14 protein-coding genes are annotated in these 16,971 nt (G+C 64.7%); 11 read left to right on the top strand and 3 right to left on the bottom strand.

Features of this window, described 5'->3' with window-relative positions; all coding sequences use genetic code 11:
* The 11 genes from I6E42_RS08940 to addA form a co-directional block, all read left to right on the top strand.
* The coding region (locus I6E42_RS08940) for a sporulation protein YqfD (protein ID WP_235371578.1) at positions 1–374 on the top strand (374 nt) is incomplete at its 5' end.
* A gap of 156 nt (positions 375–530) precedes the next feature.
* Positions 531–1,553, top strand: a complete 1,023-nt coding sequence (locus I6E42_RS08945; protein ID WP_235371579.1) for a PhoH family protein — start codon at positions 531–533, stop codon at positions 1,551–1,553.
* 75 nt (positions 1,554–1,628) lie between these two features.
* A complete protein-coding gene (locus I6E42_RS08950; RefSeq protein ID WP_235371580.1) occupies positions 1,629–2,243 on the top strand; it encodes a hypothetical protein in 615 nt (204 codons plus the stop codon).
* Positions 2,244–2,245: 2 nt separating this feature from the next.
* Entirely contained in the window at positions 2,246–2,983 is a 738-nt protein-coding gene (locus I6E42_RS08955) for an acyl-[acyl-carrier-protein] thioesterase (protein WP_235371581.1), read from the top strand.
* A gap of 98 nt (positions 2,984–3,081) precedes the next feature.
* Positions 3,082–4,557, top strand: a complete 1,476-nt coding sequence (gene guaB / locus I6E42_RS08960) for an IMP dehydrogenase (RefSeq protein ID WP_235371582.1) — start codon at positions 3,082–3,084, stop codon at positions 4,555–4,557.
* Between the two features lie 202 nt (positions 4,558–4,759).
* The gene (locus I6E42_RS12760) at positions 4,760–8,116 is read left to right on the top strand and encodes a PD-(D/E)XK nuclease family protein (RefSeq protein WP_268841951.1); all 3,357 of its coding nucleotides are present in this window, start codon (positions 4,760–4,762) and stop codon (positions 8,114–8,116) included.
* A complete protein-coding gene (locus tag I6E42_RS08975) occupies positions 8,109–8,438 on the top strand; it encodes a YqfO family protein (protein ID WP_235371583.1) in 330 nt (109 codons plus the stop codon). Before I6E42_RS12760 ends, I6E42_RS08975 begins: the two co-directional genes overlap by 8 nt.
* A 9-nt stretch (positions 8,439–8,447) precedes the next feature.
* On the top strand, positions 8,448–9,131 hold the full coding sequence (locus tag I6E42_RS08980; RefSeq protein WP_235371584.1) for an alpha/beta fold hydrolase: 684 nt from the start codon (positions 8,448–8,450) through the stop codon (positions 9,129–9,131).
* 53 nt (positions 9,132–9,184) lie between these two features.
* Positions 9,185–10,018, top strand: coding sequence for a pyridoxamine kinase (locus I6E42_RS08985; protein ID WP_235371585.1), 834 nt, complete (start codon positions 9,185–9,187; stop codon positions 10,016–10,018).
* 22 nt (positions 10,019–10,040) lie between these two features.
* A complete protein-coding gene (locus I6E42_RS08990; RefSeq protein ID WP_235371586.1) occupies positions 10,041–10,454 on the top strand; it encodes an EamA family transporter in 414 nt (137 codons plus the stop codon).
* Positions 10,455–10,788: 334 nt separating this feature from the next.
* Positions 10,789–14,394 (top strand): helicase-exonuclease AddAB subunit AddA, encoded by a 3,606-nt coding sequence (addA, locus tag I6E42_RS08995; protein ID WP_235371587.1) that lies wholly within the window; start codon positions 10,789–10,791, stop codon positions 14,392–14,394.
* Positions 14,395–14,406: 12 nt separating this feature from the next.
* On the opposite strand, the gene I6E42_RS09000 is transcribed toward addA, so the two are convergent.
* The 3 genes from I6E42_RS09000 to I6E42_RS09010 all read right to left on the bottom strand — a co-directional run bounded on the left by I6E42_RS09000 (position 14,407) and on the right by I6E42_RS09010 (position 16,968).
* Positions 14,407–14,670 carry a YlmC/YmxH family sporulation protein gene (locus I6E42_RS09000; RefSeq protein ID WP_235371588.1) on the bottom strand — a complete coding sequence of 88 codons (264 nt, stop codon included), beginning with the start codon at positions 14,668–14,670 and terminating at the stop codon, positions 14,407–14,409.
* Positions 14,671–14,788: 118 nt separating this feature from the next.
* Entirely contained in the window at positions 14,789–16,321 is a 1,533-nt protein-coding gene (locus tag I6E42_RS09005) for a glycine betaine ABC transporter substrate-binding protein (protein ID WP_235371589.1), read from the bottom strand.
* A complete protein-coding gene (locus I6E42_RS09010) occupies positions 16,318–16,968 on the bottom strand; it encodes an ABC transporter permease (RefSeq protein WP_235371590.1) in 651 nt (216 codons plus the stop codon). Before I6E42_RS09010 ends, I6E42_RS09005 begins: the two co-directional genes overlap by 4 nt.
* Positions 16,969–16,971 lie beyond the last annotated feature (3 nt).

Here is a 16,971-nt window from a genome sequence, read left to right on the forward strand (position 1 = left end):
CCCTGTGGGGGGGCGGAGCGGCGGGGCCGGGGTGGGAGCAGAGGGCCGAAACCTGGCAGGCGGTCCTGCCGGGCGGCGTGACGCTGCCCCTCTCCCTGGAGCGGGAGACCCGGCGGGCCTACACCACCCGGACGGCGGAGGTGGACCTGGAGGCGGCCCAGAACCTGCTGGAGGGCCGGTTGCTGGAGCGGCTGGAGAAGCTGGTGGGGGAGGACGGTACCGTCACGTCCGTGGATTACTCCGCCCGGGTGGCGGAGGGCCGGCTCCAGGTGACTTTGACAGCGGAGTGCCGGGAGGAGATCGGCAGGGAGGTGCCGGGTACCACCCTCCTGCCCCAGGAACCCGCCCCCGGGGAGGATGGGGAGACCCTTTAGAGGCGCGCCGCCCTGCGCCCGGCCATGGGCTGCCTACGCGGCAGGGCGGGGGCTTGCCCCCTCCGCCGGTCAGGACCGCGCGAATTTCCATATTGAAATAAGAAGAAAAAAAGCATATACTAGAAAAAATACCACACGGAAGCGAGGACAAAACTGTTGGCTTCAGAGAAGATTGAACTGGATGTCCTGACCATGCAGGACCTGTTTGGCATCAGCGACACCAATTTGAAGATCCTGGAACGGGAGCTGGGGGTCAAGCTCATCACCCGGGACGGGGACGTGGAGGTCTCCGGCGGGGACGAGGGGAATCTGCGCCTGGCGGTCCAGACCCTGGGGATGCTGAACAAGATGCGGGGCATCGGGGAAAAAATCGACGAGTTCGCCGTGGTGCGGGCTTTGGAGTCGGTGCGCCAGGGCCGGGCGGAGGAGACTGTCACCGCCATGAAGGACGTGGTGGCCTATACCTACAGCGGCGCTCCGGTGAAGTGCCGCACCCTGGGACAGCGGAAGTATATCAAGGCCATCGAGGAGAACACCGTCACCATCTCCATCGGTCCCGCCGGCACCGGCAAGACCTATCTGGCGGTGGCCGAGGCCGTCCGGGCCCTGAAGGACAAAAAGGTGAACAAGATCGTCATGTGCCGTCCGGCGGTGGAGGCAGGGGAGAAGCTGGGCTTCCTCCCCGGCGACCTTCAGAATAAGGTGGACCCATACCTGCGCCCCCTGTACGACGCCCTGGACGAGATGCTGGGCCCGGAGACGGTGCAGAGCTATATGGAAAAGCGAATCATCGAGATCGCGCCTCTGGCCTATATGCGGGGCCGGACCCTGAAATCCATGTTCCTGCTGTGTGACGAGTGCCAGAATATGTCCCTCTCCCAGCACCTGATGATCCTGACCCGTCTGGGCGAGGGCTCCAAAATGGTGCTCACCGGCGACGTGACCCAGATCGACCTGCCCTCCCCCGAGGATTCGGGCCTGGAGCGGTGCGCCCAGATTTTGGAAGGTATCGAGGACATCAAGGTGATCCGCCTGTCCGGAGCCGACGTGGTCCGCCACCGGCTGGTGGGCAAGATCATCGACGCCTTTGAGAAGAACAAGGCGGATATTGAGCGGAAGCCTGACCAGAACAAGCCTCCCTTCCACAAGGGCGGCAGCAAGAATTTCCGGAAGAAATGAGAATGGCGGGGCTGTGGGCCTCCGGTCCGGATGCCCGGGAAGGCCCAGCCATTGACACAAAGGAGAACCCATTTGATGGAACATGAGAAAAAACGCTTTTTATCCTACATCTGCCCCCACTGCCGGCAGTCGGTGATCGTGGAGCGGGACCTGTTTTCCCTGGCCGCCTCCACCAACCACATCAAGTGCCCCTGCGGCAAGTCGGAGCTGACGGTGGACTTCATGCCCAACCGGGTCCAGCTGACGGTGCCCTGTCTGTTCTGCGGCCGGGAGCATACGGTTTCCTGTCCCTCCCACGCCTTTATCCGGGAGAAGGCTCTGGCCTTCTCCTGCGCCGCCTCCGGGCTGGACTGCTGCTATGTGGGGGAGGAGGGCCCCGTCTACGCCGCCACCGCCCGCCTGGAGCAGGCGGTGGACAAGCTGGAGGAGGACGCCGAGGAGAAGGGCGCGTTCCTGGACGAGATCGTCATGCACGAGGTGCTGTCTGAGATCAAGGATATCGCCCAGCGGGGGGGCATCTCCTGCGCCTGCGGCAGCAGGAACTGGACCTTCCAGGTGAATTACAGTTCCGTGGACCTGATCTGCGCCGAGTGCGGGGCCCAGATGCGCGTCCCTGCCGCCACGGCGGACGACATCGACGACATCTGCTGCAAGACCAACCTGCTGATCCGGGGAAAAGAGAAGGAATGAGCATGTATTACGAACACAAGGTCCGCCTGGCCGGCATGGACGTGGACAGCAGGGGGATCTGTAAGGCTTCGGCGCTCCTGAACCACCTCCAGATCGCCGCTACCCTGGCGGCGGAGGACGGGGGCTTTTCTCGGGAAACCTTGATCGAGAAATACGGAGCCTTCTGGATGTTGGCCCGGTCCTGGTACCATCTGGACCGCCCCCTGCGGTGGGAGGAGGACATCACCATCCGCACCTGGCACCGGGGCGGCAAGGCCGCCATGATGTACCGGGACTACGACATTCTGGCGGACGGCGTTCCGGTGGGGGAGTCGGTGTCCGGCTGGGTGCTGGCCCATGTGGAGAGCCACAAGCTGATGCGCCTGTCCACTATCCAGGAACTGGAGGGTACCGGGGGCGGGGAGCTGTGCAAGACCCGCACCCTCAGTAAGCTGCGCTGCCCGGAGGAACTGCGGGAGGTGGAGCGCCGCCTCATGCGGTACAGTGATACTGACATCAACGGCCATGTAAACAACACCCGGTACGCCGACTTCGCCTGTGATGCCCTGGGAATGGAGACGCTGCCCGAGGACCGGTTTTTGTCCTCCATGCAGATCGGTTATTTGGCCGAGTGCCGCCCCGGGGACCTGATCGTCATGGAGGCGGCGGAGTCGCCGGAGGAGTCCTATGTCCGGGGAATCGACGAGAGCGGCAAATCCCGCTTTGAAGCGGCCATGTTTTTTGGCAAAGTGCTTCCTTGACAACCCCGGACGGGGGAGTTAAAATATGCCTAATATCCTTACAGAAGTCTAAAGAGAAGCCCCGGCCCGCCGGGGGTAAAGAAAAGGAGTTGTAGTGTATGGTCAATCAGGACGCCGCCCAGAAGTTTGTCAAGCAGGGGCTCACCTTCGATGACGTGCTGCTGATCCCCGCAGCCAGCGATGTGCTCCCTGCCGACATCGATCTGCGCACCCGCCTGACCCGCAAGGTCCATCTGAACATTCCCCTTGTCAGCGCCGCCATGGATACCGTGACCGAGTACCGCATGGCCATCGCCATCGCCCGTGAGGGCGGTCTTGGCATCATCCATAAGAATATGTCCATCAGCCAGCAGGCGGAACAGGTGGACATGGTGAAGCGCAGCGAGAACGGCGTAATCACCAACCCCTTCTGGCTGGGTCCGGGCCACACCCTGGCGGAGGCCGACGAGCTGATGGCCAAGTTCCGGATCTCCGGCGTGCCCATCTGCGACAACGGCAAGCTGATCGGCATCATCACCAACCGTGATATGAAGTTCGAGACCGATATGAACCAGCTCATCGACAACGTGATGACCAAGGAGAACCTGGTCACCGCCCCCGAGGGCACCACCCTCACCGAGGCCCGGGAGATCCTCCGCCAGCACAAGATCGAGAAGCTGCCCATCGTGGACAAGGACTTTCACCTGAAGGGCCTGATCACCATCAAGGACATCGAGAAGGCCGAGGTCTATCCCAACTCCGCCCGTGACGAGAAGGGCCGCCTGCTGGTGGGCGCCGCCATCGGCGTCACCTCCGACGTGCTGGACCGCGTGGCGGCTCTGGTGGAGGCCGGCGCCGACGTGCTGGCCCTGGATTCTGCCCACGGCCACTCCCAGAACATCCTGAACTGCGTCAAGCGCATCAAGTCCCTGTACCCCGACGTGCAGCTGATCGCCGGCAACGTAGCCACCGCCGAGGGCACCAAAGCCCTGATCGAGGCGGGCGCCGATTGCGTCAAGATCGGTATCGGCCCCGGCTCCATCTGCACCACCCGTGTGGTGGCCGGTATCGGCGTGCCCCAGATCACCGCCGTCTATGACGCAGCCTGCGTGGCCGCCAAGTACGACATCCCCATCATTGCCGACGGCGGCATCAAGTACTCCGGCGACATCGCCAAGGCTCTGGCCGCCGGCGCCAGCGTGGTCATGCTGGGCTCCCTGCTGGCCGGCTGTGAGGAATCCCCCGGCGACACCGAGGTGTTCCAGGGCCGCCAGTTCAAGGTTTACCGGGGCATGGGCTCCCTGGCCGCTATGAATAAGGGCTCCAAGGACCGCTACTTCCAGCAGAACAACAAGAAGCTGGTTCCCGAAGGCGTGGAGGGCCGCGTACCTTACAAGGGAGCTGTGGGTGAGACCGTGTACCAGCTCATGGGCGGCCTGAAGGCCGGCATGGGCTATACCGGCTGTCACACGGTGGAGGAGCTCCAGAGCAAGGCTCAGTTTATGCAGATCACCGCCGCCGGCCTCCGGGAATCTCACCCCCACGACATCTATATCACCAAGGAAGCCCCCAACTATACCGTCAACCCCAACTGACAGACCACGTGGCCGCATCCATTTCGGGTGCGGCCATGTTTTTCTGTCCAAAAGTAACATTTTCTTCCCGGCTCTTTTTTTGACGGGCGAAATATGGTATAATAATTTCTCTTAGTGAGCCGCCGCGCCGGCGGCGGAACGGCTGGTGAAACCTGCGTCTGCGGCGCGGAGATCCTGATTTTTCCACAAAGGGGGGAGACAGATGCTGAAACTGATCCTGGGACGGGCCGGGTCGGGCAAAACCACCGCGGTGCTGGACCGCCTGTGCAAGGCGGGACGGGAGCGGCCCCAGGTGCTCATGGTGCCCGAGCAGCAGTCCCATGAGGCGGAGCGGGCCCTGTGTAAGGCGGGGGGAAGCGGAGTCTCCCTGTACGCCGAGGTCCTGTCCTTCAGCCGTCTGGCCAACCGTGTGTTCCAGCAGGCCGGAGGGCTGGGAGTGGAGGAACTGGACGGGGGCGGACGGCTGCTACTGATGTACAGCGCCGTCAAGTCGGTGTCCGGAGCGCTGACGGTGTATGCCCGACCCTCCCGGCGGCCCGCGTTTCTTCAGTCCCTGCTGGCCACGGTGGACGAGCTGAAAAGCTGCTGCGTGCCCCCCGAGGCCCTCATCACCGCCGGACAGGAGGTGGGTGGCCCTGAGGGAGACAAGCTGCGGGACCTGGGCCTGATCTGCGGGGCCTACGACGCCCTCACCGCCCACATCGCCCTGGACCCCCGGGACCGGCTGACCAGGGCGGCGGAGAAGCTGGAGGGCTGTCCCTGGGCCAAGGGGAAGGACCTGTGGCTGGACGGCTTCACGGACTTTACCCCCCAGCAGGGGGAGGTGCTGCGCCGCCTGCTGGTCCAGGCTGAGACGGTGACCGTCACCCTCACCTGCGACCATCTGGAGGAAGACGAGGGGGGAACTGGCATTTTCTCGCCGGCCAGAAAGACGGCGGCATGGCTCATCCGCCTGGCACAAAAATCGGGGGTTTCCTGTGAAGTGGAACACCTTGTCGGCAGTTGCCCCGTGAAAGCGGAGCCGTTGAAATTCTTGGAAGAAAACCTCTTTGCACACCGGAACACAGAGCCGGTGCCGGCGGAGGGAGCGGTGGAGCTGTTCCGGGCCCTGGGTCCCCGGTCTGAGGTGGAGTGGGCGGCGTCCCGCATCCTCGGTCTGGTCCGGGAGGAGGGGCTGCGCTTCCGGGACATTGGGGTGGCCGCCCGGAACTACGGTGCCTACCGGGACCTGGTGGAGTCGGTGTTTCCCCGGTACGGAGTGCCGGTGTTCTCCTCTGTGATGACCGACATTCTGGAGAAGCCGGTGCTGGCCCTGGTCACCGCCGCCCTGGATACGGTGGCGGGGGGCTACACATATGATGATGTGTTTCGTTACTTAAAGACCGGCCTGACCGACCTGCCGGAGGAGGACCGGGACCTGCTGGAAAACTATGTGCTGAAATGGGACATCCGGGGCAGCCGCTGGACCCAGGCCAAACCCTGGACCTGGCACCCCAGGGGCTATGGATTCCCCTTGGAGGAGGAGGACAGGGCGCTGCTGGCGCGCCTGGACCGGTCCCGCCGCCAGGTGGCGGAGCCGCTGGAGCTGCTGCGGAAAAATCCTATGAAAACCGGGAAGGGTCAGGTGGAAACACTTTACAGCTTTATGGAAACCATCGGCCTCCCGGACCGGCTGTCCCGGCGGGTGGAGGAGCTGTCCCGGCGGGGACAGCCCGCCCTGGCCGACGAGTACCGCCAGCTGTGGGAGATCTTATGCGCGGGTCTGGAGCAGTGCGCCGCGCTGCTGGGGGACACGCCCATGGAGCTGGAGGAGTTCGCCCTGCTGTTCCGGCTGGTGCTGTCCCAGTACGACGTGGGCACCATCCCTGTTTCCCTGGACCGGGTGACGGCGGGAGAGACCACCCGCCAGACCGGGCACCGGGTCAAGGCCCTGATCCTCCTGGGGGCGGATGACGCGTCCATCCCCCAGGTGGGGGCCTCCGCCGGGCTGCTGTCCGATGATGACCGCACCCTGCTGGCTGCCTACGGCTTGGAACTGAACGGCTCCACCCGGGAGCTGCTCTACCGGGAGATGACCACGGTGTACCTCACCTGCGCCCGGCCCAGCCGGCGTCTGCTGGTATCCTGGCCCGCCCAGGGGGCGGGGGGCGAGGAGCGCCGCCCCAGCTTTCTGGCGGAGCGGTTCAGGCTGCTGTTTTCCGATTTAAAATGGGTCAAAGAGGAAGAATTAAACGGCTCCTTCCGCCTGGAAGCCCCCTTGCCCGCTTTGGAGCAGGCGGGGCGGGACCCGGCTGCCCGTCAGGCTCTGGAGGGTCTGCCCCAGTACGCCCCTCAGGTGGAGCGGCTGCTCCGGGCGGCCCAGTGGGAGCGGGGGAGCCTGTCCCGGCCCGCGGTGGACCGCCTGTACGGGAAGCGGGTCCCCATGTCCGCCTCCCGGATGGACAAGTACAAATCCTGCCACTTCTCCTACTTCATGCGCTACGGATTAAAGGCGGAACCCCGCAAGCCTGCCGGCTTTACAGCCCCTGAGTACGGGACCTTTGTCCACTATGTGCTGGAGCACGTGCTCCGGGATGAGATGTTCCGGCAGACTGCCCTGCCCGGCATGGAGGGGACGGTGCTGGAGGACCGGAAAAAGCGGCTGCGGCAGCTGACCCAGGAGGCGGTGGACCGCTATGTGTCCGAGGAGCTGGGGGGACTGGAGGGCCAGTCCGACCGGTTCCGCTACCTGTTCCGACGTCTGCTCCGGTCCGTCCAGGCGGTGGTGGACAATGTGGCGGAAGAACTGCTGAGCTCCCAGTTCAAGCCCATCTCCTTCGAACTGGGCTTTGGCCGGAAGGAGGACCTGCCCCCTGTGGAGCTGACGGTGGACGATGTGACCATCAGCGTCACCGGATTCGTGGACCGGGTGGACGGCTGGGTCCATGACGGGCGGCTGTACCTGCGGGTGGTGGACTATAAGACCGGCAGGAAGTCCTTTGACCTCACCGAGGTGTGGAACGGCCTGGGGCTGCAGATGCTCCTATACCTGTTCACCTTGGAGGGCAAGGGGGAGAGCCTCTACGGCCTGCCTGTGGAGGGGGCCGGCGTGCTCTACCTCCCCGCCCGGGACGCGGTGGTCCGGGGCAGCCGTCTCATGAGCGACGAGGTCTGGCGGAAGACCATGGACAAGGAACTGCGGCGCAGCGGCCTGGTGCTGGACGATCCCGCCGTGCTGGAGGCCATGGAGCCCGCCGGGGAGGGCGGCTACCGCTTCCTGCCCCTGAAGGTGTCCAGATCCACCGGAGCCATCTCCGGGGAGGCGCTGGCCACGGCGGAGCAGCTGGGCAAGCTGGGCCGCCACATCCAGAAGGTGCTGGAGGAGATCTGCCGGGAGCTGGCCCGGGGGGACATCTCCGCCGACCCCTTCTGGCGGGGGCCGGAGAAGAACGCCTGCCGCTGGTGCGACTACGCGGACGCCTGCCAGTTCGAGGAGGGCCGGGGCGGCGACTGCCGCCGCTGGCTGCCGTCGGTGGGGGCCCGGGAGTTCTGGGAGAATCTGGAGGAGCGCCATGAGTGAACGGATCTATAAACTGGAGATCTTCGTCCCAGAGAGCCATTTGGGGGCGGTGCGGGAGGCCCTTTGGTCCGTGGACGCGGGCCACATCGGCAATTACGACCGCTGCCTGTCCTGGAGCCGGGTGAACAGCTGCTGGCGGCCTCTGGAGGGCGCCTGCCCCTATGACGGCCGGGCGGGGGAGCTGTCCCAGGCGGAGGAGATCAAGATCGAGGTCTGCTGCCGGGAAGGACGGCTGGCGGAGACAGTAAGCGCCATCAAATCGGCCCACCCCTACGAGGAGCCGGTGATCAATATACTGCCCCTGGCGGGCACAGGACTGTGAGGAACGGATATGGACATTGAACTGCATTATGTTGAGGCGGGGGAGGGCTTTCCCCTGGTGCTGCTCCACGGCAACGGGGAGGACCACAGCTACTTCGAGCATCAGATGGAGCCCTTCTCCCTCCGCTACCGGGTCATTGCGCCGGATACCCGGGGGCACGGCAAGTCCCCACGGGGGGAGGCGCCCTTCACCCTGGAACAGTTCGCGGAGGACCTGAAGGAGTTTCTGGACGGTCTGGGCATTTCCAGGTGCCATCTGCTGGGCTTTTCCGACGGGGGCAACATCGCCCTGATCTTCGCCTTGAAGTATCCCCAGTACATCGAAAAGCTGGTGGTGGACGGGGCGAACCTGGAGCCTGACGGCCTGAAGCGGAGCGTCCGGCTGGCCGACAAGGCCAAGTGGACCTGGCTCAAGGTCCTGGAGGCGGCGGACCCCGGGAAGAAAGCGGAATTTGAGATGGTGGACCTGATGGTGACCCAGCCCCACATTGACCACCTGGCCCTGCGGAGCCTGCGGATGCCCACCCTGGTGGTGGCCGGGGAGAAGGACATGATCCTGGAATCCCATACCCGGTCCATCGCCGCGCCCATTCCCAGCGCCCGGCTGGCCATTTTGCCGGGGGACCACTTCCTGGCCCGGAAGAACCCGGAGCAGTTCAACAGCCTGGTGCTGGAATTTTTGGAGAAGGGCTGAGCGCCGCGGGGCGGTATATCATAATATCATATATCATAAAAGAGGGAAGAACCGTGGAAGACAACAAAAACATTCTGATCATCAACGATATGCCGGGGTACGGCAAGGTGGCTCTGGCGGCCATGCTGCCCATCCTGTCCAACCTGGGACACAGCATTTACAACCTGCCCACCGCTCTGGTGTCCAACACTCTGGACTATGGGAAATTCACCATCCTGGACACCACCGACTATATGGTAAAGGCCATTGACGTGTGGAAGCAGCTGGGGTTTCAGTTCGACTGCATCACCACCGGCTTTCTGGCCTCGGCGGCCCAGGTGGGCATCATCCGGGATTTCATCGCCAGCCAGAAGAAGGAGGGCCTGCTGGTCATGACCGACCCCATCATGGGGGACGACGGCAAGCTCTACAACGGGGTGACGGAGGAGACGGTGGAGAATATGCGCCGCCTCATCGGGGTGGCCGACGTCATCGTGCCCAACCTCACCGAGGCCCAGTTTCTCACCGGCCTGTATGAGGGCCGGGAGTCCCTGAACAAGGAGGAGGCCCGCCGGGTGGTGGACAGACTGCTGGCCTTCGGCCCCCGCTCGGTGGTCATCACCAGCGGCGTGGAGCAGGAGTCCGGGAACCATGTGGTCTGGGGCTATGACGGGAACACGGGGGAATATTTCACCATTCCCTTCCGGTTTATCAAGGTCCATTTCCCGGGGACCGGCGATATGTTCTCCGCCGTGCTGGTGGGGGAGCTGCTGGCCGGCAAGCCCCTGCGTCCGGCGGTGAAGCGGGCCATGGATGTGCTGGAGCGGCTCATTTTCCTGGAACAGGACGAGATCGAGAAGAACAAGGGCATTCGGATCGAAAAGTTCCTCAGCGTGCTGAAAGAGTAACAAAAAGGAGGGGGATTCTATTATGTGGGCTGTTTTCGCGCTGCTGTCAGCCGTCTTCGCCGCGCTGACCGGGATCTTTGCCAAACTGGGGATGGACGGCATCAACTCCAACCTGGGCACCGCCATCCGGACCGTCGTTGTTCTGGTCATGGCCTGGGCCATCGTCTTCGCCACCGGGAAGCATACTGGGATCAGCGACATCACCACCCGGGGGTGGGTCTTCCTGGTGCTCTCCGGCCTGGCCACCGGCCTGTCCTGGATGTGCTATTTTCATGCCCTCCAGATCGGAGAGGCCAGCAAGGTCATTCCCATCGACAAGTTCAGCGTGGTCATTTCCATGGTGCTGGCCTTCCTGGTGCTGGGGGAGAAGGTCACGGTGACCAAGGTTCTGGGCGGCGCGCTGATCGCCGCGGGGACCTTTGTGCTGATTTTGTGATAAAGATTACTTTTGGTTTGTAGGGCGGTAGTCTGCGCTCTGCGGGACGAGCGGATATGGGTCGTCGCTGAATCAAGCTGCACACAGCGAAGGGGATCGACGCAGTCAAAGACAACGCCCCGCAGGGCGAAATCTCTTATTCTTCATCCCGCCCGCAGGCGATATTCCAACGTCCGTGGTCCCTGAACGCGGCGGCCCAAAAGGGCCACCCTACAATACTTTGAGCAACGGTCATCATAAAGCTTCTGCCTTGCAAACTGGCCCCTCATGCTGATATGACCGTTGGATGGCAAGGGCAGAGCTCTTGCCCTACTCCAGGAAAGGAGGCGGCGTCATGGCCTTTCCTCTGACGGAAGAACAACAAAAAATCGTGAATGACCGGGGCGGGGAACTGCTGGTGTCCGCCGCGGCCGGGTCGGGGAAGACCCGTGTGCTGGTGGAGCGGCTGCTGGACCGGGTGACCGGGGAGGGGCTGGACATCGACCGATTTCTGGTCATCACCTACACCAAAGCCGCCGCCGCCGAGCTACGCTCCCGCGTTGCCCAGGAGCTGGCCGCGCGGCTGGCGGAGCGGCCGAACGACCGCCACCTGCGCCGCCAGTCCACTCTGGTCTATCAGGCCCATATCTCCACCATCCACGCCTTCTGCTCCGCTCTCCTGCGGGAGAGCGGCCACCTGCTGGACCTGGACCCGGACTTCCGGCTGTGCGACGAGGGGGAGGCCCAGGTCCTGATGGCCCGGACTCTGGAAGACGTTCTGGACAAGCGGTACGAGGGGCTGGACCCGGAGGGGCCCTTCGCCCAGCTGGCCGATACCCTGGCCGCCGGGCGGGACGACAGCCGCCTGGCCCAGATCGTACTGGACATCCACAGCCGGGTCCAGAGCCACCCGGACCCGGAGCGTTGGCTGGAGGAGCAGAAGCGGGTCTGGAATCTGGAGGGGGTGTCCGACCTGGCCCAGACAGCCTGGGGCGCCCTGCTGTTGGGGGAGGCCAAGCGGACGGCGGAGGCCTGCCGGGACAAGCTGGCCCAGGCCCTGGCGCTTACCGCCGGGGACGAGCTGCTGGAACAGAACTACGGCCCCTCCCTGTCCGCCTCTCTGGAGGGGGTGGAGGAGTTCCTCCGGGCGGACGGCTGGGATGAGGCCGCTGCCCGCCTGCCCATTCCTTTCCCGGCTGCGGGACGGAAGAAGAAGCGTACCGGAGAGGTCAGCCCCATGGAGGAGGAGCGGGCCGCGGTAGCGGGGGAGCGGATGAAGGCCATCCGGACCCGCTGCAAAAAGCTGTTGGACAAGGGCGCGGAGCAGGTCGCCGGGACCAGCGCCCAGCTTCTGGAGGAGCTGGAACTGTCCCGGCCCGCCGTCCAGGCCCTCATGGACCTGGTGATAGACTTTCAGCGGGCCTACGCCGCGGAAAAGCGCCGCCGCTCCCTGGTGGATTTCTCCGACCTGGAGCACTTCGCGGTGAAGCTGCTGCTGGATGTAACGGGAGCGCCCACCGCCCTGGCCCAGGCCTGGTCCGCCCGGTTCGAGGAGGTCCAGGTGGACGAGTACCAGGATACCAACCAGGTCCAGAACGCCATTTTCTCCGCCATCTCCGACGGGGGGAGGAAGCTGTTCCAGGTGGGGGATGTAAAGCAGTCCATCTACCGGTTCCGGCTGGCTGATCCCACCATCTTTTTGGACAAGTACCGCCGCTTTGCCGCCGGGGAACAGGCCAAGGAGGGGGAACCCCGAAAGCGGGTGCTGTCCCGGAATTTCCGCTCCCGGCCCCAGGTGCTGGAGGGATGCAACGACCTATTCCGAAACATTATGTCAACAGAATTCGGGGAGCTGGACTACACGGAGGACCAGGCCCTGGTCCCGGGGGCGGCCTTCCCTGAGGGGGCGGACTATGCCCTGGAGCTGGACGCCCTGGACCTGTCCTTCCTGGGGGACCAGGAGGGGGAGAAGGACAGCAAGGACCTGCTGGAGGCGCGGTACGCCGCCCGCCGGATCAAGGAACTGCTGGCCCAGCCCCTGATGATCGCCGAGGGGGAGGGGCAGCGGCCTGTCCGCCCCTCGGACATCATGATTCTGCTGCGCAGCCCCGGCTCCGTCCTCCACCACTATCTGCGGGCTTTGGGGGAGGAGGGGATTCCCTGGTCCGCCGACGGCGGCGGGGATTTCTTTGACACCACGGAGGTCAGCGTGGCCCTGTCCATGCTGCGGATCGTGGACAACCCGCGCCAGGACGTGCCCCTGATCGCTGTTTTGCGCTCCCCGGTGTACGGCTTCTCCGGGGACAAGCTGGCCCTGCTCCGGGCGGACTGGGAGGGGGACTTCTACTCCGCTCTGGTCCATGCCGGGGAGCAGGGGGACCGGGAATGCCGGGACTTTCTGGAGGAACTGGAGGAACTGCGCTTCGGCGCGGGGGACCGGACCTGCCGCCAGCTGATCTGGCACATTTATGAAAAGACCAACCTGCTGGGCGTTTTCGGCGCCATGGACGGGGGACGGGAGCGGCAGGACAACCTGCTCTCCCTCTATGCCCTGGCCGGACAGCTGGAGGAATCCGGCTGCCGGACCCTGTTTCAGTTCCTGCTGCGGCTGGACCGGATGCGGGAAAACGGAGCCAAGCTGACAACCGCCGGACCGGGCCGGGAGGGGGAGGGCGTGTCCATCCTGTCCATCCACCGGTCCAAGGGCTTGGAGAAGCCTGTGGTGCTGTTGTGCGGCCTGAGCCGCTGGCTGAACCGGGACGACCTGATGCGTCCGGTGCTGTTCCACCCTGTTCTGGGGGTGGGTCCCAAGGGCCTGGACCGGGAGCGGATGGTGGAATATCCCACCCTGGCCCGGCAGGCGGTGGCCCGCCAGCTGGAACGGGAGATGATGTCGGAGGAGCTGCGGCTGCTGTACGTGGCCATGACCCGGGCAAAGGAGAAGCTGATCCTGACCCTGGCTCTGCCTGAGGGGCTGCGGGCCCTGGAGCGGCTGGGGGAGGACCTGTCCGCCCCGGTGTCCCCCATGGCCCTGGAGAGCCAGCAGAATGTGGGCGCGTGGGTGCTGCTCCACGCCCTTACCCGGCCCGAGGCCGCCCCGCTGCGGACCATGGCCGGACTGCCCGAGGTGGAGTGCGGCCCGCTGGGACCCGCCTGGGACATCCGCTGGGTGGAGGGGCTGCCCCTCAGCCAGATGGAGGAGCGTCCTGGCCGTTTTGCCGGCCTGCCGGAGGAGGAAAAGAGGGGCGAAGCGAAGGACCTGGCCGCACGGCTGGCCTGGCGCTATTCCCATATGGCCTCCGCCAACATCCCCTCCAAGCTCACCGCCACCCAGATCAAGGGCAGGCCGTTAGACCGGGAGGCGGCGGAGGAAGGAGCGCCTGTCCCCGCCCAGCGGGTGGAGCAGCCGCCCATCCACCGTCCTGACTTCCGGGGCGGAGAGAAGGGCCTGAGTCCCACACAGCGGGGGACCGCCCTCCATCTGGCCATGCAGTACATGCCGCTGACGGGGGACCACAGCCCAGAGGCCATCGGTGTGGAACTGAAACGGCTGGTAGACCAGGGGTTTTTGACGCAGGCCCAGGGAGACGCGGTGGAGCCGGAGCGGCTGTCGGCCTTTTTTGCCAGCCCACTGGGCCAGGAGATGGCCGGGGCCAAGGAGTGCCGCCGGGAGTTCAAATTCTCCCTTCTGGTCCCCGCCCGGGACTACTACCCCGAGGCGGAGGAGGGGGAGGAGGTCCTGCTCCAGGGCGTTATCGACGCCTGGTTTGACGGTGGAGATGGGGTCACAGTGGTGGACTTCAAAAGCGACCGGATCGCCCCCGGCGGGGAGCGGACCCGGGCGGAGGAGTACCGCCCCCAGCTGGAGGCGTACAGCCGGGCCCTGTCCGCCATTTTAGGCCGCCCGGTCCGGAGAATGGTGCTTTGGTTTTTCGCCACGGGAACGGCGGCGGAACTGTAAGGCGGTTTTCCCTTATGGTTCTTCTAAAGAGGGAGGATCGGGGCTGTTTTCCACCAAAATGATGTCATCCCCGAAGCGGCGCACCGCCTCCCAGGGGATGCGGCGGTCCGGTTCCCGGCCCAGCAGGCCGAACAGCCTCCGGCGGCCTGGGAGGATCAGACCGAGGACCCGCCCCTCCTCCAGATCCAGCTCCATGTCCCCCACATAGCCCAGACGGCTGCCGTCTGAGACGCAGATGACCTCTTTGTAGCGAAGCTCCTCCAAGCGGCTCTCCATGGCGCGCCCTCCCATCTTTCAGCTGGTTCCAGCCTATGCGGGGGAAGGGCCGTCCTATGAATCGAGAAAAGCACAGGCCCTGCCGGAACTGTCCGGCAGGGCCTGCGTTGTTGTGGGTTCAGTTGTCCAGCAGCCCCCGCTCCACCAGGAAGTCGTGGGCCGTCTGGGTGATGTCCTTGCCCTCCACGTCCACGGCGTAAGTGAGGGATACCATGGCGTCATTGTCCACCTGTCCGGTGAGCAGCTCCAGCACGTCCTCCAGATTGGGGGCGGCCTCATAAAACCGCTCAAACAGGTCGTCCCGGACCAGAAAGGCCCCGTTGTACTCCGGGAAGAAGGAGCGGTCATCCTCCAGAATGGTGAGGCCCGCCCGCTTGTTCAGGCCGTCGGTGGCGTAGACCACCATGACCTCGAAGGCGCCCTCCTCCACGGCGTTGTATTTCAGGGCGGCGTCCATGGGGATGGCCTCCTGGAACGCCAGACCGTAGAATTCCACAAAGGGCTGATACTTCATGCTGCCCTCGGCGGTAAAGAACTCGTGCTCGCCGCCCAGACGCAGCTGGGGAGCGCAGGTGGCCAGCTCGCTGATGGTCTTGACGCCGTACCGCTCCACCACCTCCCGGGTGACGCCCAGGGCGTAGGTGTTGTCCAGCCCCACCTTGCCCATGAGATGCAGGTCCTCCCGGGCGCTGACCTCCTGGTTGACGAAATCATACAGGCTCATGCCCTCGGGTACGTCGGTGACGTCCAGCTTCAGGAAGGTGGTCAGCACCGTGCCGTCGTAGCTGAACATCAGGTCGCAGCTGGGGGAGTCCCCCCGCAGGGAGTTGTAGTTATTCACCTGGGTCATCTGATCCCGGATCTCCACCGTCAGGTCCGTCTTGTCCTCCACCAGCTGCTTCACCATGCTGTGCATCAGCTTGACCTCGGAGTAGTCCCCATCATAGAGGACCAGCTTTCCCTCGGTATTGGCGGGGACCAGCATGGCGGCGATCAGGGCCACTGAGGCCGCGGCCAGAGCGGCTCCTCCGGTCCATTTGGCCCAGCCGGGCAGCTTTTTCCCGCCGCGCCTGTTGAGGCGGCGCTCCGCCCAGCCCATGAGCAGGTCCAAGACCAGGGCCATGACCATGAGGGCCAGGGTGCCCAGCAGGATCAGCTCCATGTTCCGGCGGCGGATGCCGCTGTTGATGACGCTGCCGATGCCCCCGCCGCCCACTGAGGCGGCGAAGACGGCGGTGCCGATGGCGTTGACCACGGCGATCCGGACGCCGGTGAACAGCATGGGCATGGCCAGGGGGAGCTCCACATGGAGCAGGCGGTAGGCTGGGGTCATCCCCATGCCGGTGGCGGCCTCTTTCAGATGGGGGGACACCTGATTCAGGCCCAGGCAGGTGTTCCGGACGATGGGGAGGAGGGAGTAGAGGGCCAGGCCGATCATCACCGTGGGCTTGCCCGGTCCCAGGAACACCATGATGATGCCCAGCAGGGCCAGGGCGGGAGTGGTCTGGATCAGATCCACCACCCGCAGGATAACGTTCCCCAGCCGCGGGGTCAGGTAGCACAGCAGTCCCAGAGGGACGCCCACCCCCACAGCAATGACCAGGGAGGAGAGGACCAGAAGCAAATGCTCCCAAACCATGGCAAAGGTCATTCCTCATCCCTCCCTTTCCGCAGGCCTCGGGGGACCACATGGCGCTGCAGGATGTCCACCAGAGTCCCCAGGACGAAGGCCAGCAGGGCGGCGGGGATGGCTCCCTGGAGGATGAGGGCGTTGTTGTTGGAACTGACTCCCTTGTAGATGAAGTCGCCCAGTCCGCCCAGACCGATCATGGAGGCCACCACGGTCCAGCTGACGGTGTAGACGGTGGCGATGCGCAGCCCGCCGATGATGGTGGGCATGGCCAGGGGCAGTTCAACCAGGACCAGCTGCTGGAAGTGGTCCATGCCGCAGCCCCGGGCCGCCTCCTTGTACTGGGCGTCCACCTCGTTCAGTCCGGTGAAGGTGTTTTTCAGCACCGGGAACATGGCGTAGACGGAGAGGGCGATGAGGACGGTGGCGGACCGCCGCCCCAGATAGAGGAACAGCACGCCGATGAAGACGATGCCCGGGATGGTGTTCAGCACCGACAGCACCGGCAGGATACACCGGGACAGCTTGGGAGTCCGGGTGAGCAGGATGCCCAGCACCAGGCCCAGCAGGAAGCCGATGGAGACGGAGGCCAGGGTGTAGCCCAGATGCTCCAGCAGTCTGGGAAGAATGGCGGAGCAGGCGGCGGACAGCGATTGGAGAGCGTTCATTCC

This window comes from Pseudoflavonifractor phocaeensis, assembly GCF_021531815.1.
Taxonomy (GTDB): Bacteria; Bacillota; Clostridia; order Oscillospirales; family Oscillospiraceae; genus Lawsonibacter; species Lawsonibacter phocaeensis_A.